General features: G+C 58.8%; 15 protein-coding genes. 3 read left to right on the forward strand and 12 right to left on the reverse strand.

The genetic code is table 11. The features are described from left to right. The first annotated feature begins 224 nt into the window (after positions 1 to 224). Both rng and B2W22_RS16830 read left to right on the forward strand, forming a co-directional pair. Positions 225 to 1,688 (forward strand): ribonuclease G, encoded by a 1,464-nt coding sequence (gene rng / locus B2W22_RS16825; protein ID WP_175125773.1) that lies wholly within the window; start codon positions 225 to 227, stop codon positions 1,686 to 1,688. 159 nt (positions 1,689 to 1,847) lie between these two features. Further along, positions 1,848 to 3,161 carry a tyrosine-type recombinase/integrase gene (locus tag B2W22_RS16830; RefSeq protein WP_286938860.1) on the forward strand — a complete coding sequence of 438 codons (1,314 nt, stop codon included), beginning with the start codon at positions 1,848 to 1,850 and terminating at the stop codon, positions 3,159 to 3,161. A gap of 93 nt (positions 3,162 to 3,254) precedes the next feature. Here the strand turns inward: B2W22_RS16830 and B2W22_RS16835 are convergent, their stop codons facing one another. Together B2W22_RS16835 and B2W22_RS16840 are read right to left on the reverse strand one after the other, a co-directional pair. Next, positions 3,255 to 3,593, reverse strand: coding sequence for a hypothetical protein (locus tag B2W22_RS16835; protein WP_286938862.1), 339 nt, complete (start codon positions 3,591 to 3,593; stop codon positions 3,255 to 3,257). A gap of 3 nt (positions 3,594 to 3,596) precedes the next feature. Next, positions 3,597 to 4,046, reverse strand: coding sequence for a Panacea domain-containing protein (locus B2W22_RS16840; protein WP_286938864.1), 450 nt, complete (start codon positions 4,044 to 4,046; stop codon positions 3,597 to 3,599). A 243-nt stretch (positions 4,047 to 4,289) separates the two neighbouring features. Here B2W22_RS16840 and B2W22_RS16845 point away from each other — a divergent pair, with 243 nt between their 5' ends. After that, positions 4,290 to 4,598: a hypothetical protein gene (locus tag B2W22_RS16845; RefSeq protein ID WP_286938865.1), complete on the forward strand. Its 309-nt coding sequence runs from the start codon at positions 4,290 to 4,292 to the stop codon at positions 4,596 to 4,598. 837 nt (positions 4,599 to 5,435) lie between these two features. Here the strand turns inward: B2W22_RS16845 and B2W22_RS16850 are convergent. From B2W22_RS16850 to B2W22_RS16895, 10 genes are read right to left on the reverse strand one after another with little or no spacing between them, the layout of a single operon-like run. Next, positions 5,436 to 5,822: a hypothetical protein gene (locus B2W22_RS16850; protein WP_286938867.1), complete on the reverse strand. Its 387-nt coding sequence runs from the start codon at positions 5,820 to 5,822 to the stop codon at positions 5,436 to 5,438. After that, complete coding sequence (locus tag B2W22_RS16855) at positions 5,819 to 6,229, reverse strand: M15 family metallopeptidase (protein WP_286938868.1); 411 nt, start codon at positions 6,227 to 6,229, stop codon at positions 5,819 to 5,821. Before B2W22_RS16855 ends, B2W22_RS16850 begins: the two co-directional genes overlap by 4 nt. After that, complete coding sequence (locus B2W22_RS16860; RefSeq protein ID WP_286938870.1) at positions 6,226 to 6,504, reverse strand: hypothetical protein; 279 nt, start codon at positions 6,502 to 6,504, stop codon at positions 6,226 to 6,228. The genes B2W22_RS16855 and B2W22_RS16860 overlap by 4 nt, the downstream gene beginning before the upstream one ends. Before the next feature lies 1 nt (position 6,505). Next, positions 6,506 to 6,814 (reverse strand): hypothetical protein, encoded by a 309-nt coding sequence (locus B2W22_RS16865; RefSeq protein ID WP_286938872.1) that lies wholly within the window; start codon positions 6,812 to 6,814, stop codon positions 6,506 to 6,508. Between the two features lie 44 nt (positions 6,815 to 6,858). Then, positions 6,859 to 9,123: an SGNH/GDSL hydrolase family protein gene (locus tag B2W22_RS16870; protein WP_286938873.1), complete on the reverse strand. Its 2,265-nt coding sequence runs from the start codon at positions 9,121 to 9,123 to the stop codon at positions 6,859 to 6,861. A 55-nt stretch (positions 9,124 to 9,178) separates the two neighbouring features. Then, positions 9,179 to 12,073: a host specificity factor TipJ family phage tail protein gene (locus tag B2W22_RS16875; RefSeq protein WP_286938875.1), complete on the reverse strand. Its 2,895-nt coding sequence runs from the start codon at positions 12,071 to 12,073 to the stop codon at positions 9,179 to 9,181. Then, complete coding sequence (locus tag B2W22_RS16880) at positions 12,070 to 12,414, reverse strand: hypothetical protein (RefSeq protein WP_286938878.1); 345 nt, start codon at positions 12,412 to 12,414, stop codon at positions 12,070 to 12,072. Before B2W22_RS16880 ends, B2W22_RS16875 begins: the two co-directional genes overlap by 4 nt. Beyond that, positions 12,411 to 12,926: a DUF1833 family protein gene (locus B2W22_RS16885; protein ID WP_286938879.1), complete on the reverse strand. Its 516-nt coding sequence runs from the start codon at positions 12,924 to 12,926 to the stop codon at positions 12,411 to 12,413. Before B2W22_RS16885 ends, B2W22_RS16880 begins: the two co-directional genes overlap by 4 nt. After that, positions 12,919 to 13,416, reverse strand: coding sequence for a hypothetical protein (locus tag B2W22_RS16890; RefSeq protein ID WP_286938881.1), 498 nt, complete (start codon positions 13,414 to 13,416; stop codon positions 12,919 to 12,921). Before B2W22_RS16890 ends, B2W22_RS16885 begins: the two co-directional genes overlap by 8 nt. A gap of 2 nt (positions 13,417 to 13,418) precedes the next feature. Continuing rightward, positions 13,419 to 15,722, reverse strand: a complete 2,304-nt coding sequence (locus tag B2W22_RS16895) for a phage tail length tape measure family protein (RefSeq protein ID WP_286938883.1) — start codon at positions 15,720 to 15,722, stop codon at positions 13,419 to 13,421. Between the last annotated feature and the right edge of the window lies 1 nt (position 15,723).

The raw sequence follows: 15,723 nt of genomic DNA on the forward strand, positions 1-15,723 counted from the left end.
ACAGAATTTTGCGCTGTCATGGCGGCGTCGCAAAATTGTTGTTGGCCTCTAAGGTTTCCAGCCGATCTGCCCTGTTCGGTCGACAGCGGCATGGCTTGCGAACGGTCTTCCCTATATATATAGAGGGCGGCAGCCGCTGATGGCGGGGCTAGCATGTACGTTTACTATTCGCCTGTACGCCGCATCTCATTGGAGACAGACCCGTTATGCCCCCTGCGATCGCCATGAGCGAAGACATCCTGATCAACGTCACCCCGTTCGAAACCCGCGTTGCGCTGGTGGAACAAGGTTCGGTTCAGGAACTGCACGTCGAACGAAGCATTCAACGGGGCCACGTCGGCAACATTTATCTGGGGCGGGTCGTCCGGGTGCTTCCAGGAATGCAGAGCGCCTTTATCGACATTGGGCTGGAGCGTGCGGCGTTCATCCATATTGCGGATCTTCGTGAGAATCGCGCCGAACGCAGCCAAGGGCTGACGCCCACGCCGATTGAAAAGCTGATTTTTGAGGGACAGACCCTGATGGTGCAGGTAGTCAAGGATCCGCTTGGCACCAAGGGCGCGCGGCTTTCCACGCAGATCAGCATGGCGGGGCGGATGCTGGTGTACCTGCCGCACGATCCGCATATCGGGATTTCGCAAAAGATCGATTCGGAGTCGGAACGCATCCAACTCCGGGAACGTTTGCAAGCGTTGATGCCGTCTGATGAAAAAGGCGGGTTCATCGTGCGCACGCAGGCCGAGGGCGCCAATGACGTTGAGCTGACGGCGGACGTGGAGTATCTCCGCAAGCTATGGACGAGTGTGCAGGCGTCGGCCCGCACACAGCCCGCCCCCGCGCTGTTGCACCAGGACCTGACGCTGGCGCAGCGCGTGCTGCGTGACATGGTCGGGCCCGATACCGGGTCGATTCTGGTCGATTCGCGGACGACGACTGCTGCGATGCTGGAATGGGCGCGTGTCTACACGCCGTCGGTGGTGGACCGCATCCAGCATTACAGCGGCGAGCGGCCCTTGTTCGATACGGCGAATGTGGACGATGAGATTGCGCGCGCGCTGTCGCGCCGGGTCGACTTGAAGTCGGGCGGCTATCTGATCATCGACCAGACGGAAGCGTTGACGACGGTGGACGTCAACACGGGTGGCTTTGTGGGCGGCCGCAATTTCGATGACACGATCTTCAAGACCAACCTCGAGGCGGCGCAGGCGATCGCGCGCCAACTGCGTTTGCGGAATCTGGGTGGCATCGTGATCCTGGACTTCATTGACATGGAGGAACAGGAACACCGTGACACGGTGCTGGCGGAACTGAAGAAGGCGCTGTCACGCGATCGAACCCGCATGACCGTCAATGGCTTTACGCAACTGGGCCTGGTTGAAATGACGCGCAAGCGCACGCGCGATTCGCTGGCGCATCAGCTTTGTGAGCCCTGCCCCATGTGCGAGTCGCGCGGCAATGTGCGCACGCCGCGCACGGTCTGCTACGAAATCCTGCGGGAGATTCTGCGAGAAGCGCGGCAGTTCAACCCGAAGGAGTTTCGCATTCTGGCTTCGCAGGAAGTGGTCGACCTTTTTCTGGAAGAGGAAAGCCAGCACCTGGCGATGCTGGGTGACTTCGTGGGCAAGCGGGTGTCGCTGGAAGTGGAAGCGACGTACTCGCAGGAGAAGTACGACATAATCTTGGTCTGATGTTCTGGACTTCTCACCACCTATCACCGCCCCTCTGAAAGCCGCATAAATCCTTGCGGCTTTATTTCTTGAGTTCTCAGGCGTTATCCTCCCAGCTCACAAATAATGGGTAGCTAGGTGGGTAGCCAAACCGCCCAGCTACCCAAAACCGAGGGAACCATGGCGACCAAGCGCGTATTGCAGGGCCTGCTGACCGACGTCCAGATCAAGAGCTGGATTCGCGCCGGCGCGCCCCTGGCCAAGTCCGACGGCGGCGGCCTGACGTTCACCCTTTCCAAGGCGGGCACCGCGGCCTGGGTGCTGCGCTACCGAATGCCCGGCCGGCGTGCCGAGGCCACCATCGGCAACTACCCGGATATCAGCCTGGCCGAAGCGCGCAAGGAGGCCAGTCGACTGCGCGCCATGATAGACGCCGGCAAGGACCCCGCGGCAGAGAAGCGCGATGCCAAGCAGAAAGCCCGCGCCGCCAAGACCATCGACTGGCTGGTCGACGACTACCGCGCCAAAGTGCTGCGCCACCTGGCGCCCAACAGCCAGAAGCTGTACGAGCGCCAGTTGCGCCGGATCGAAAAGGCCTGGCGCGGCCGCGCGGTGGATGCCCTCGTGCCTGGCGAGGTCATAGACCTCATTCGCAAGACGAAGGACGGGTTCGCCACCGCCACGGGCTGGCGCGAGACGGAGGCGCTGTACATCGTCACCCGCGAGCTGTTCAAGCATGCCGCCGGGCAGCACATCATTCAGGTCAACCCCGCCATGGGCATCAGCCTGGAATCACTGATCGGCAAGCGGCCCAAGGCTAAGGTGCGCCTAATGCTGACCGACGAGGAGCTGGCCGTCGTGATGCGCGCTGATGGCATGAACCGCCAGAATCAGCTGAGCGTCTGGATCATCGCGGCGACGTGCGTGCGCGTTTCCGAGTTCAGCACCACGCTGCGCGAGCACGTGCGCATCGACCAGCACACGGTCAAGCGCCTAGGGGCCGGCCTCTGGCACATCCCGGCGTCCAAGACGGGCCCCGCCATGGACATCCCTCTGGCGCCATCCGTAATCGAATGGTTCCGCGAGCTGGACAGCCTCGCCCTAACTTCCAGATATATCGTCCCGGCGAGGTCGGTCAAAAGGCTCAAGAAACACGGCGGTGACGCGCCGATCGGCAAGGACGGGGTATGGGGTGCAATCGACTACTGGATACAGAATCACAAGCCCGACGTCCGCCGTTTCACTCCCCACGATCTACGCTCTACGGCGAAGTCCCACATGCGCGCGCTAGGCGTCGGCAGGGACATCTCGGAAATGTGTCTGAACCACAAGCTCGCGGGAGTAGAAGGAATCTACGACCAGTACAGCTATTGGAAAGAGCGGCGCGAGGCTCTGTGCCTTTGGGCCGACCACCTGGCGGCATGTCGGGGCGCAGAGGTGGAGGCCCCAGCGGCAGCCCGCAATGCAGTGGCCACGCTGCGCGCCACGTCCTGACATCTTTTTGATGTTTCCAGCCGCATGGGCACCTCCTAGCCGATAGGCCCAGCGCTTCAGCTGAGATGTTGTCTCGCGCCGCCTATTGATGAGCTAGGTTTTGTCACGCTTGAACGGCGCAAGAAGCTTGTCCATTAGCTGGACCACCTCGTCAACGCCCGCACGCCTTGCATAAACAGTGAAGCCGATCAGCTGGATGAGGCCAATCACGACCGGCCCCGTCCAGCTTTCCATGTTCATAAACAAAAAGGCGTCAAGAAGTGCCACGATAAAGATGAGGAAGATGAACCGCTCCTCTCTCCGGGCTTCCTTCTCGTACTGAAGCTCACGCTCCAGATCGGCCGAGGCCCGAGCCGGACCATCATTCGAAGAAGGCGGCGCCTGATTTCCGGATACCGATTGAGATAGCTGATCAATCTCGCTACCACTCATCGCCTAATTGCCCCTTCCGAAACGATTTCGGTACTCTTCCCTTATGGAAGACTTCGGGATCTGAACGCCCTTCTGGTCCGAGGAGTAATGACGGCTCCACGCACTCTTGTCATCGTGAGTCAATTCGACCAACTTGAAGGGTGGCATAGGCGCAAATCGGTCAACCGTATCCTCGATCAGGGATGCAATTTCCCCTTCCTCGAGCGGAGGCACAGATCGAAAGATGTTTTTGATCGGGCCAGCGCCGAACGCGGACACCGTGTGATAGACCGACGGCAGCACTGGACCATAGTTCCAAGCCTCAAATGCCTCGTCCGTCACCATAGAATTATCGTGACGCCCGACATAGATCATGTGGGCAAGGTAAAGGATTTTTTGCAGCTGCAAATTTGTCAGCGTCCATCCGGACGCTTCGCACGCATGCTTGGCTGCCTGCAAAGCAGTTACGCCCATGGTTGCCTCCGTAAATGTAACAGCCAACGTACAAACCTTGAGACTGTACTTTAATACAGCACTACAAGCAACGCTAGGGTGTATCGAAGCCGACATCTGACCTGGCCAAGTTACTCAGCCCAGGCCTCCACACATGCGGAAATCTTCGCTGTCTGGCCAGCGGAGCATCGCCTCACGCCTGGCGTACCACTCCCGACAACGGCGCATTATACTGTACATTTAAACAGTATTTTTCTGCAGATCATGCTTTGCTCAGTTGTCCGTACCCACTATCTCGGCCAGAAGCGCAGGGACAACGACCCCGCGCCAGCCGTGACCGGCACGGTGCGGATGTACTCGATCACCCGCGAAGACATGCGCCGTCAGGTGCGCGTCATGACAATGGACGGCCTGGCCAAGTTTGGCGCGACAGCGAAGGGGCCGATACCCGACCTGCTTGAACCCGAGCTGCTGACCTTTTGCTCGGATCGAGGAATGATGGTCTGCGGCTTCGAGGAGATTGACGGGCGACGCTATTACCAAGGGTGGTGGATGCAATGGCAAGAAAATTAGTCGCGATGTGTGGCGAAAACAACGATTAATACCCTCCGCCGCATTTTTCGCCAAGTTATTCAACATTTTGCTCTATCGACAGCACAATAGCAGACACGAATTAAAAATCGTGCTAGGCGCGCTTCTGGCGTTCGATTGTTAGTCTCGCAACCTCAGCCGCGACGATACAAATTTTGTTTGTAACATAACAGCGAAGCCCAACACATTGATAACTAAGCGTTTTTTTTGATTATGCTTGCTCAGATTCGGCGGCGCGAAGGTCATTTTTTACAGAGCTGTGGATAAGCCCGCAAACTACCTTGATAAAATGCTACCTGTGAATACAACAGTACAAAGAAAAGCCCCAGAGCCGCGGCAACGGATCTGGGGCCGACCAAAATGCACGCGCTAACAGGCTGCGGTTCGTGCATCTAGGCGTGGTTAGATAGCTAAACACAATGTGATCGTATTCGGGTCACCTACCCGCTGTCAAACGGCGTCGAGTTCCCACCAAGGCCTATCTTGCAAGGGAAAGCCTATGGATCTTGATCCTCGGGGCCGAAAAATTTCGGTCTTTAAGTTCAAGTTTTGGGCGCACGTCCGTCTCATTGGCGTGCGATTCCAGATTGTATTGAGCCGTAGTAAGTAGCGCCCTGAGCCGGTGGCCCGTCCGCGACGCCACCGGCTTTTTGTTGTCTCACTTAATCCTTCGGCCAAGCTTCGACAGTTGAGCGATGGCGAGCGGCGCACACCCCATACGCCACAAGCACCACATCTTGCAGCCAGACCTGCCATTCGTCATAGGAGGCGGGGTGTTGGGGAGGATCGGGAATTTCCTGACACGGCGCTGCGAGGCCGCTATCGAGCGGCGGCACCGCGCGTGGCACGTACCGCGTCTGTGAGGTTCCGCACCCGGTCAGCATCAGGACGACAACCAGCTGGCAGAGGATTCGCATTTTTCAAAGCCTTGGAAAGTGCGCCGATCGACGCGGTGAGTTCGGGGCCGATCGCCGCTGCAGCACGAGCGTTCTGAGCCATCGCCTGCAAGTCTCGATTGGTCTGCTCGATCGAGCCGCGCGCGACTGCCAAATCGTCCGCGGTCTGCTTCAATCGCAGTTCGGCCAGTGCTTGGCCGTGAACCGCAGCAAGCACGCACCAGGCGGCACCTGCCCCTGCCACCGCTGCCGCGACATGGCCTTTCCACCCAGCCAGAATGCCTACTAGCTTTCCACCGGCGGCCATCATGCTCGCCCCTTCCAGTCGCGCGGGATTTGGAAGTGCGGGCCGTCCTTGAACGACTTCCAATCGCCGCCCCACTCCACCGGGACGCCCAGTTTGGCAGCGCAAGCCTTGACCACCGCGGCCAGATCGGCAAATGCCTGCCAGTCGTTCCACGGAATCGCGCCGGCCACCAGCGGCGCCAGGTCAACCGCATGACCCAGACCATCGGCTTGCGGCAGGTGAAAACTGGCCATTGTCTTGCTGCTGCCGCGCGCCACATATTCACGCTGCTGAGCGACCGTGCGCACGCCCTCGATCACGGTGAAGTCCACCCGCGTGCGCTGGATCGCCAAATGCACGACCGCCACCAGATCGGGATGCACTCCGATCAAGCGCGTCAGGCTGCGCTGTGAAAGCTGAAACTGATTCATTGCTTGGGGCTCCTGATGTGCTTGGCCGTCACGGCGGCCACGTAGAAGGCAGCAGAGGCCGCCAGCGCGGCATCGCCGGCGCTGGCCCAGCCAGCCACGACAACGCGGCAGGCTGCGCCGGTAGCTGTCAGGCAGATGGCCGACAGCCCGATACGCTCCAGCGTCGTGTCCTTGATGCCGCGCGCGAAGACTGCGAGTGCCGCGCCGCCGGCCACCACCAGCCAGCAGACGAACGCCAGGACCGCCCAGAGCGTGAGAATGATGGTGCTGTCCATGTCACGCCCCTTTGCCGCGCACGCGGTCTATCACGGCTTGCCACAACGCGCTGACGGGCGCCGCCTGCACGGCCTCCCAAGCGCGCGAGACGATGGCCATTCCGAACATGCCGGTCAGAAAGCCGGCCAGCCCTTCAGGAATGCCCAGCATGAGCGACAGGTACGGCGCCGCGTAATAGGCCACCATCGAGCCGCTGACGGCCATGCTGAGGCGCGCCGGCCACGACCCCTGCAGGTATCGCATCGATACTGCGGCGCCAAGCACGCCGGCAAACTTTGCCGCGAAGGCGTCGAAGTCTTGGATGTTCAATCGCGTCCCCTATGAACGAAAAAAAAGCCCGCCAAGGCGGGCCATCAGAGTCGCAGCAACCATTTCCGCGTCATGGCTTCAAGCGTTGCGTAGCCAAGGGCGTTGGGATGGATGCCATCGCCGTTTGGGTAATCGACGGTCTGCCGGGAGAAAGCGAGACGAGACGCTGCACTATAGAAGCGCAACTGCGTGCCCCTGGACATATCAAGCACTGGAAACGAGTAGCGCGCGCACGTCTCCAGGATCGCGTCAACAAAGTCCCACCAGCTCTTACCATCCGCATCAGTGAGGTGCATATTCCGATGCGGCAGTGGCGTCATGAAGCCTACGAATCGGTCGGGGTACTTTTCAGCCAACCGTTCACACGTGAGCCGGACGGCGCCGTAAAAGGTGTTATTCGCCGCATCGCCCATCTGACCCAGCGGAACCTGCCGGAAATCGTTGTTGCCCCCATGAATGGTGATCAGATCGGCGTCATCGTCCATCATCAGCACCCTGTTGGCGAAGTACTGCTCTGTCCAGAGCTCGGGGTTGGGAACACCTTCCGGAGCGTCACGATAGGCAAATGCGGTACCGCCGACCCCATAGCCTCGTGCGGTGCCAAAGGCGAGCTGCTGAGAAACCGCCCGCCACCAGGACAGCTGGTCCTGAACAACGCTATCTCCGAACACATTCCACTTTTTTCCAACCCATCGCGCACCCTGAACGATATTCGGCGTGAAAGCCCAGCTGTTATAGGGTGTGTAGACATTGGGAACGGCAGGTCCTGCAACGAACATGAACCGATCCCGAACAACATCGCGTATGGTCATCCGGACGTAGCGCGTTGTTGGCTGCGTCGTGATGCTGAAAACACCCGCGAGCTGCGCGCCATACACGAAGACATGATTCTCGTCGTACTCCGCGTAGTAATTCGCCTCCGTGAAGGAGTAGTCTGCGCCACCCTCAACGGAGATGTATCCGCTCGCGCTATTGTTGGGGTAATCCAACAAGGCGCCATTTGCTTGATTAACGCGTTTCCCGGGAACCAACTGGCTCGCATCAAGCAAGTTGGGGGATATTCTGCTCAGAAAATCCGCTCGCCCTTCATCGATCCGGTCCCCGGTGGAGTCTACTTTCACGCCGCTCAGCCACATAGAAGGGTCAAAGGGCGAATAATCGGCAGGCAAGGCGGCACCCTGCACGAGCATGTACGTTGGCGCTTCCGCGTCCGAAATTGTGACCCGAACATAACGAGTATTGGCCGCAGTGGTAAACGTCGAAGGTGATCCGCTCGTCTGCCCCCGAACGAAATAGAACTCCGCGTCATACTCAGCGTAATAGTTCGAACCCCGACGGGTGTACGTCACCCCGGGCAACACCGGGATAAAGTCGCTTGCCGACCCCAATGCATAATCCAGCAGCGCCCCATTTGCCGAGTTGATCCGCTTTCCCGGCGTATTGGTCGCCGGATTGAGCAAGTTGACGCTTCGACTTGTGAAGAACCCCGCAGCCTGCGGCGTCAACTTCGGGCCGCGCTCCATTTTTCCAATGATCAACGCTGTGTCATAGGCCATATTCTCAATCGCAGTCTCCTCAACAAATGGATCGAATGATGCGGGATACTCCGCCGCGAGCGCGAGCATCTGCGTCGACAAAGAAGACAGCGCGTAATCAAGTCGCACGAACGCCGCGTTGGCCGCGGTGGAAAAGGTGTTCGTGCCAGACGAAACGCTGCCACCTGCAATGAACGCGAGATTCTCGTCATACATCGCGTAGGAGCTGCCATACGATGACTTGTATTGCGCGGATGGGGAAATGCTGATGTACGCGCTAGTCCAATAAGCGGCATTCGTCATCAAGCCGCCAGTGCTGGTGTTGACCCGAGATCCAGTGATACCAGCATTCAAATCCAGGATGTTTCGACTCTTGGCTCGCGCCGAGACACCTGACGTTCGGAACGTCACATCGGCCACCGAGGCTTCCGTCGCCGCGAGCCGCGCACTCGATGCCGGCTGCACGTCGGACCAAACCCAGCCGCTGGTGGTCATGACATAGTCGCCAGATCCTGTGCCGGTCTCAACACGCCCTGGGGTACCGACGGGCTGAGACGTGTCGGCCTGCATGGCGGCGAGGGTCGGATACGACCTGCGATTGGCAGCGTCCGAAGCCGCATCCAGCATCCGTTGCCTCAACGTCATCAAGTTTTCGACATCGTTCCCAACCCTGTTGATGTTCGCCACTCCGACAGGATCGTTGTCGAACTTCTCAAGCGTCCTGGCATCGGCAGAGGCATTCTCAAGCTGTTGCGCAGTAATGAATCCGGCCATTTTGAGACTCTCAAAAAAAGGCCCCGCACTTGGCGGGGCTATGGTTAAGGCAATTTTACGGGTGGAAGTCCAGGTCGTTCTGGTAGTACCTGGCATCGTAGTTAATCGCTGTCAGGGGAATCGTGCCGTCATCATTTGGAACCCCCTTCTCGGTCACGAGGAAAGGCTGCGCCTGACGGGGGCTGATTCCCTGACCAAGGATGTATCCCGTCGGGTTGTAGCCATCTCCCCGCAGAATGATGGGCGTCCGCGGCGTGCTGGACAGGAGCGCCAGCCGAGAGCTCCCACCCGATTGCACAGGCATCGACTCGACCAGACCATCACTGCTCTGAAGAAAGATTCGGAACGGCCCACCAACTGTCCAGTCGAACGGCTGCGACAGAGTGATCAACCGAGGGTTACCACCATCAACTGCGACCACCTCACCGTCCTGGCTCCCGGCCCGCGTGTTGTCCGCGCAGAGGATGCGTTCGCTCACCGTCAGCAGGTTTGCCTCAGGCAGCGCGTCGAACTCGGCGACCAGGTCTTGGTACTGCATTTTGTTCCACTCTCGATAGGCGTGAATCTTTGCTTGTGCCTCGATCCGAACGCCGACCGACTCGATACGCCTCGCGTTTACGGCTGAACGATCGGCCGGAAGATAGATTGTCTCTGCTGCATCGTTGGCTGGATTGATCCACTGATACTCGATCCCATCATTCTCAGCCGCGTTACCCTCGGTGCGCTGCTCTGATCCCGGCAGCTTGTTCCGGTGATTAAACAGAATGGCCGAATCGTCGGTCTGCCGTTCGAAGAACAGTCGAATCACGCTGCCGCGACGATATGCCCGGCAGTAGACCGCCTCAGCAATCATAGAGATCGATTCTTCGAAAGACAGGTTGTCGCTGTCTATCGTGTAGTTAAACTGGGCGATATCGACGCCGAAGTAGCTGACGATATCGTCCCGCGTCTGGTAGAAATTGTCGAAGTCAATTTCCGCCGCCGGTCGGTTGCCGATCTGCGGGTCCAAGCAAATCGACGAAAGGATGTCCGCGACGTTCGTTGTCGGGTACAGCTCAGCCGTGAATGTCGAACCCGATACCCGCTGGGGAAGCTTCCGCGTCACAAGCAGATTTAGCTTGCGCTCCTTGATCGCCAACGCCCCATCTGTTGCGAACGTAACGGACTGGACAGTGGTCACATCACCGAAGTGCGCTTGGTCCACCGAATTGCATACGTACAAGTCGCGCCACTTTATCTCGTCCACCACCGAACCCTCAAATCCCGTGTCCGAGTTCGTCAAACGCCTGGCGCGAAACCGCCACCGATTGCTCGCGGCTCCGCTCAAAACAGCGTCCAACGTGTCAGCTCGCGTTGAACGAGATACCGCTGATCCAACAATCGTCCTTTCAAAGGCTTCCACAGCCCCCGTCGGATTTCCCGCACTGTCAATGCGTTGAGCCTCAATTCGATAAGTGACATCCTGGCGGTACTGCTGGCGGCCATTGTCCTTGTACAGCCCGTTCAGCGCGACGACGTTGCTTATGATTCGGGTGATCGGCTTTATCGACTCGACTGCGAACCAACCAACCCAGCGTACGCCAGTCGTCGTTATCGTCGGGTTGAGGACAATAGACTGACCACCGTAGTCGTTCTGCAAGGTAGCCCAGCCGGGGTTAACCGCAGAAGGATTGTCTAGCGTGAGCAGACCCGCAGTAACCGTTGTGACCACGTACTGGCCCGATAGATCGAACTGAACGATGTCGGAAGGCCGTGTTAGAACTGGGAAGCCGGTGACTTCCGTAGAGGCATTCCTGAACGCCCTCCAGGCGGAGGAGTTCTGAGTTACATCCAATCGAATCTGCGTCACGTCAGAGACGGGGTCATAAGAAGCGTCGAGAACTCCGTAGACTCCAGTAACGTTGCTAGATGCCGTGTAGGGAAGGTCCGCGTCCCCCCCTGTGGACGCCGTCCAAGTGACGTACCCATTCGACAATGTGAGAATTTGCCCCGCAGACCACGAAGCGGATCCGTCACCCGAGAAGGCCACCACGCCCCATTGCGGTGAAGGTGAATTTTCAGAAGCAAAAGACGCACCACCTGCCGGCGTGTAGGAAAAGGTTCCCTGTGTCTGTGCCGCCCCGGAGACCTGGATCGTATCGCCCGGCAGGAAGATATCCCCGAAGTCGACGTTGGCATCCTGCGACACGATCTCGTTAGGCGAACGGAACACCATGCCTCGGCGGATGACGCTGCCAACATCTTGGGGCTGCAAAACCTGACCGTTTACGCTGTTGACCCGTTTGGCCGTGATCACGGGTAGGTTGATGGCGTTTCCAATGCGCAGCTGTGGCGCGGAACCGCTATTCGGAGAAGTGAACGGAGCGTATACCTCAACAGAAGATCCTGCAATCTCTGAGATTGCGGTCGTGTCATCGCGAACATCATGCACCTCGTAGGCGCCACGCCCCACGCACATATACGCGACCTCTTTCTCCACATGGTTCTCGAACACCTTGTACGGAGGCGCGAGAAGATCCGGAGTGGATCGAACCTGCCCGTAAATGTCAGGCACTCGGCCGTTGACGCGAACGGAGTTTGTGCGCTCTGACAGTCCATTGTTTGGCGATTCCTGCTGAACGTTTCGAGCGGTGGCATTGGGCGGCTCCTGCGCGAATATCGATGCCAGGATCATGGACGCGGTGGAGGTGGCCAGGGCCACTGCCAGGGCTGTCCAGAAGCCGACTTCGCCCGGACTCACTTCAACTACGAATGGGCCAGGTAACGCGCGCAGGGCGGCCACGTCTCCCGCCGACTTCGGCGTTACGTGCCGCCCGGTTGCCATATCCGTAATTCGGCTTCCGGCTGGAAACCTGGGGCCAAGGTGCGACACGAGGAACGAGAGCAGATCGTTCACATAGAACGTCTGCTTTTCCGCATCCGGAGAGCGGAACAGATGAACGACGATCATGAATAGAATCTCATGTTTCGGTAGATCGATTTATATGCCTCGACCGGAAGGAAATGACAGCCGGCTTCATTGATATGCAACAGGCGACGTCTCAGACACACCGCAATATGCAGTTCGCCTTGAAGGGTTTCCATGAGGGCGAGCGAAGGCCCCACGGTGGCGTCCCGGTGCTTTCGCATCCCTCGAAACAGGCCTACCAATCCCTGGCTGGCGACTTCAGACTCCCTCACCAATCCGAGCCGCCCGTCTCCCGTCAAAAACTCCCAGCAGTCTGCGGCGTAATGAAGGCAGTTGTAAGCCTTGCGGTCGTATTCCTTGTCCAGCAGATGATCGATACTCACAGGAACCCCTGTAGCATTGGATAGACATCTGTCCGATAAAGAACGCCGGTCTTGTTGGCATTCACTTCAGGCGCGGTGGCGCTGAACTTCGCGCCGTCTTCGCTTCTGGCAATCTGCCGTGCCTGAAGGGACACAGGTCCAAACATGGGTTCTTCCAGATTATCCGTGCGGTACGCTCGATACTTGACGGTCGGAGGATTCGTTCGCAACGTCCCCGCGGATCGCGCACGCTGGATTTCATCAGGCAGAATTTCTCCCAGATCGCCCAACGTCACCGTCAATCCGAAATCGAGATTCGCGCGCTCCTCCAGCGGTCTCAACCTCATGGGCACATACTGAAAAAATGCCTGCTCGCCGGTTTCAAGTCGGGCCCAAAAACCCTCTCGATAGTGCGACTGCAGTCTCCACACTTGAGAAAAGCTCGGCTGGCTAATCTCCAAGGTCTGCAACTCGGCAGCGCTCTGTGGAGCCCCGAAAAAGAAGTCAATGTAGTCTTGAGATTGATCAGGCATGGGGCAGATCCTCATTCACCAGTTTCGCCAGCAGGTTCAAGATTTCTCGCGCTGCTGGGATGCTTCCATAGATGGCCAGCATCATTACGAGCGATGCCCAATAGTCGAGATCCGCGTCGTCGAACTCCTGCTTCGAGAAGACCTCGAGCGACGCCGCCACCGTGAAAACCGCAGCCGTTTTGGAGACCAGGCGGACTGTCCGTGGAACAAACGCGGCTTCATACTCAACCGACTCATGCGACTGAAGCGGAAGGTCGATCAGAAAGGAGACCGACCCGCTACGCCGCTGGTTGCGTACGAAGCCCATAAATGCCGAGTACTGCTCTCCCCTCAACACCCAGGTCGCGGTCACCGTATCCGAGTTACCCGAAATTCTTGCCCGGTAACGTGACGCTCCGCCATCCAGGGTTACACGCAACGTCCCGTCACCGAATTCTGCGGCGTAGCCCGCCTGGGCAGGGCGGAATGGCATTTTCTGCAGATTGTTCATATCTACCTTCGACGCTCAGCCGTCGTACTGCGCGCCAATTGGCGCGACGATCGACTGCTGGGATTCGCGATTTCTCGTTGCATAACGGACGGGGCGTCGGATGCCACGACTTGGCGCGCGATCAAGAACATCTCGTTCCGCCGCGACTCCACCACCTCAATGTCCACGCCCCGCGTCTCAATGTTCAGCGTCATCCCGCCGGCGACCATCCCCGACAGCGCCGGCGCCGACCGCGCTCCCACGAAACCACCCTCAGCGTATCCGTTCAACCTGTCCAGGAAGCCTCGTCCGAGCCGCTTCGTGGACGCCGCATTGATGACGTATTCGCCGCGGTGAACGACGCCGGCCACATCGAACTTCCCACCCGGTCCGGTAAAGCCGCCTTCATCAAATGCAAGAGGAAGACCCGCATTTACTCCTTGTGTCGCACCCGCCAACTGACCAGCAGTTGGTCCAGAGCCCCCGCCGAATCCCTGAAAAAGCGCACCAAACAAACCGCCTATGTTTCCGGACTTATCAAAGTCGCCAAACAGCTTCTTAGCTATCTGGGCAGCTAGAGCATCAGCGGCCATCTTCTGCAACATCTGGAGGAAGGCGGAGCCGATGTTCTTAAAATTCCCCTGCATGATCTGGTACAGGCCGTCCCCAAGCGAGTTCTGAATTCCTCGGGCGGCTTCCTTGGCGAACTCCCCCATCTCGTCGGTACTGTCGCTGAAATTTTTCTCTAGTTGCTTTACGGCATCCGAGTACGTCTCCGCATTAAGCGTCCCGTCGAAGTAGGCCTGGCTGAGGGTAGATAATTGGGCGAGGTACCCGTTAGTTTTTTCCCGTTCCGGATAAAGATCATCCATAACCTTCGCGTAATCTTCCGCTTGCCTTTTGCTGGCCTCGAAAACCTTCGATTTAGTGTCGAAAGCCTTTGCAGCCTCAAGCGCCTCTTTCTGTTGTGCCTCTGTGCGAAACTTAATGGATCCGACGCTAATCTCAGCTAGGAGCCTTTCGTATTCGGTCTCCTTCCCAATCAGCGCGATACGCTGATTCAACTGGTCAATCAGTTTCTGTCCCTGATCGACCTTTTTCTTGGCACCTGACCCGCCTGGCGGCCTCCCGGCCACCGTGAGAGCCGGAAGCATCTGGATATCGCGCCCCGTCTCTCCGACGCCCTGGTAGGCCGCGAACACGTCCCTTTCCTGCGCATTCGCCTTCCGGTCCGAAAACGCGATGCGGTTCTGGAGCTGCAGCCGCTTCGCGGCGATATCGACTCCCTGGTTCTGCTCTTGGCCGGCCAGCACGCGCTTCTCAAACGCGTCCAGCTCCTCCAGCTCCTTCCGATACTTGGCGGCGTTCTCCGCATGGCTGTTAAACGGATTCATCAGCCCATAGGTCGCGAGCGCGTCGGTAAAGCTGCCGGCCGCGCTCATCCCCGATGCGAAGTCACCGATCAAGGTCACCAGGGACCGCGAAACATCCGCGAGCCAACCGACAAAGGTGGCGAACGCCTGCTGGGTTTCCGGAGATCCGAGTACGGCCGTCAGGTCGTTGATGCTCGCCGTGAGGCCATTGACACTCCCGTCGTCGCCAGTCATCAGGTCGTCAATCTGGTTTTGCAGCGCCTTAAGCGCGCCACCCAATGTATCTCGCGCGGCATCCGCCGCCCCGCCGTACGACGACTCCAAGGCGCTCAGCACGATTGCCTGTGCCTCCGCCACCTTTCCGGCCTTTTCAAGCTGCTCGACCAGCTTCTTCTGGTCATCCGTAAACCGGAATCCCTGCTTCGACAGCGAACTTAGCCCCTGGCTGGGAACGTCCAGGGCGCGCCCGACCGTTTCGGCTGCCTGTTCCACCTCGACGCCCATCCGAGCGGCCATGTCGATCGCGGCCTGCAGAGCGCGGGGGAACTCTTCGCCGACAACCCCCGTGTATGAAAGCAAACGCGTCTGCGCGCGATTGATGTCACCTTCGCTGAATACTCCAGCAAGGGACCCGGCCATCTGATTCAGTTGGGTCTGGGTCCACCCCGCGGCCTCACCCGTGGAGCGCAGCACGGCGGCAAGTTGCGCCTGCTCGTCCTGCGAGTTGCGCGTCTCGGTGATGAACTTGGAGAAGATGCTGCCCAGGCCTACACCAAATAGTGCGCCGCTCAGGACCCCACCAATGCTCCGGGAAATCGCGTCTGCGGTCTCCTTGGCCTGGCGCTCCATGTCCTTGAACTGCTTCTGCGCCTTTTTCGTCGCCCGGTCCGTGTCGGTCTCGAACGACCCGGTCCGCATCAGCAGGTCGACGACGATGCTGCCGGCTGTTGCCATG

Source organism: Achromobacter sp. UBA4530, assembly GCF_002388205.1.
Lineage (GTDB): Bacteria > Pseudomonadota > Gammaproteobacteria > Burkholderiales > Burkholderiaceae_B > Achromobacter > Achromobacter animicus.

Bases quoted from the DNA above. Each gene is read 5' to 3' on its own strand.
- rng (WP_175125773.1), top strand. From the start codon at position 225: ATGAGCGAAGACATCCTGATCAACGTCACCCCGTTCGAAACCCGCGTT.
- B2W22_RS16830 (WP_286938860.1), top strand. From the start codon at position 1,848: ATGGCGACCAAGCGCGTATTGCAGGGCCTGCTGACCGACGTCCAGATC.
- B2W22_RS16835 (WP_286938862.1), bottom strand. From the start codon at position 3,593: ATGAGTGGTAGCGAGATTGATCAGCTATCTCAATCGGTATCCGGAAAT.
- B2W22_RS16840 (WP_286938864.1), bottom strand. From the start codon at position 4,046: ATGGGCGTAACTGCTTTGCAGGCAGCCAAGCATGCGTGCGAAGCGTCC.
- B2W22_RS16845 (WP_286938865.1), top strand. From the start codon at position 4,290: ATGCTTTGCTCAGTTGTCCGTACCCACTATCTCGGCCAGAAGCGCAGG.
- B2W22_RS16850 (WP_286938867.1), bottom strand. From the start codon at position 5,822: ATGATGGCCGCCGGTGGAAAGCTAGTAGGCATTCTGGCTGGGTGGAAA.
- B2W22_RS16855 (WP_286938868.1), bottom strand. From the start codon at position 6,229: ATGAATCAGTTTCAGCTTTCACAGCGCAGCCTGACGCGCTTGATCGGA.
- B2W22_RS16860 (WP_286938870.1), bottom strand. From the start codon at position 6,504: ATGGACAGCACCATCATTCTCACGCTCTGGGCGGTCCTGGCGTTCGTC.
- B2W22_RS16870 (WP_286938873.1), bottom strand. From the start codon at position 9,123: ATGGCCGGATTCATTACTGCGCAACAGCTTGAGAATGCCTCTGCCGAT.
- B2W22_RS16875 (WP_286938875.1), bottom strand. From the start codon at position 12,073: ATGATCGTCGTTCATCTGTTCCGCTCTCCGGATGCGGAAAAGCAGACG.
- B2W22_RS16885 (WP_286938879.1), bottom strand. From the start codon at position 12,926: ATGCCTGATCAATCTCAAGACTACATTGACTTCTTTTTCGGGGCTCCA.
- B2W22_RS16890 (WP_286938881.1), bottom strand. From the start codon at position 13,416: ATGAACAATCTGCAGAAAATGCCATTCCGCCCTGCCCAGGCGGGCTAC.
- B2W22_RS16895 (WP_286938883.1), bottom strand. From the start codon at position 15,722: ATGGCAACAGCCGGCAGCATCGTCGTCGACCTGCTGATGCGGACCGGG.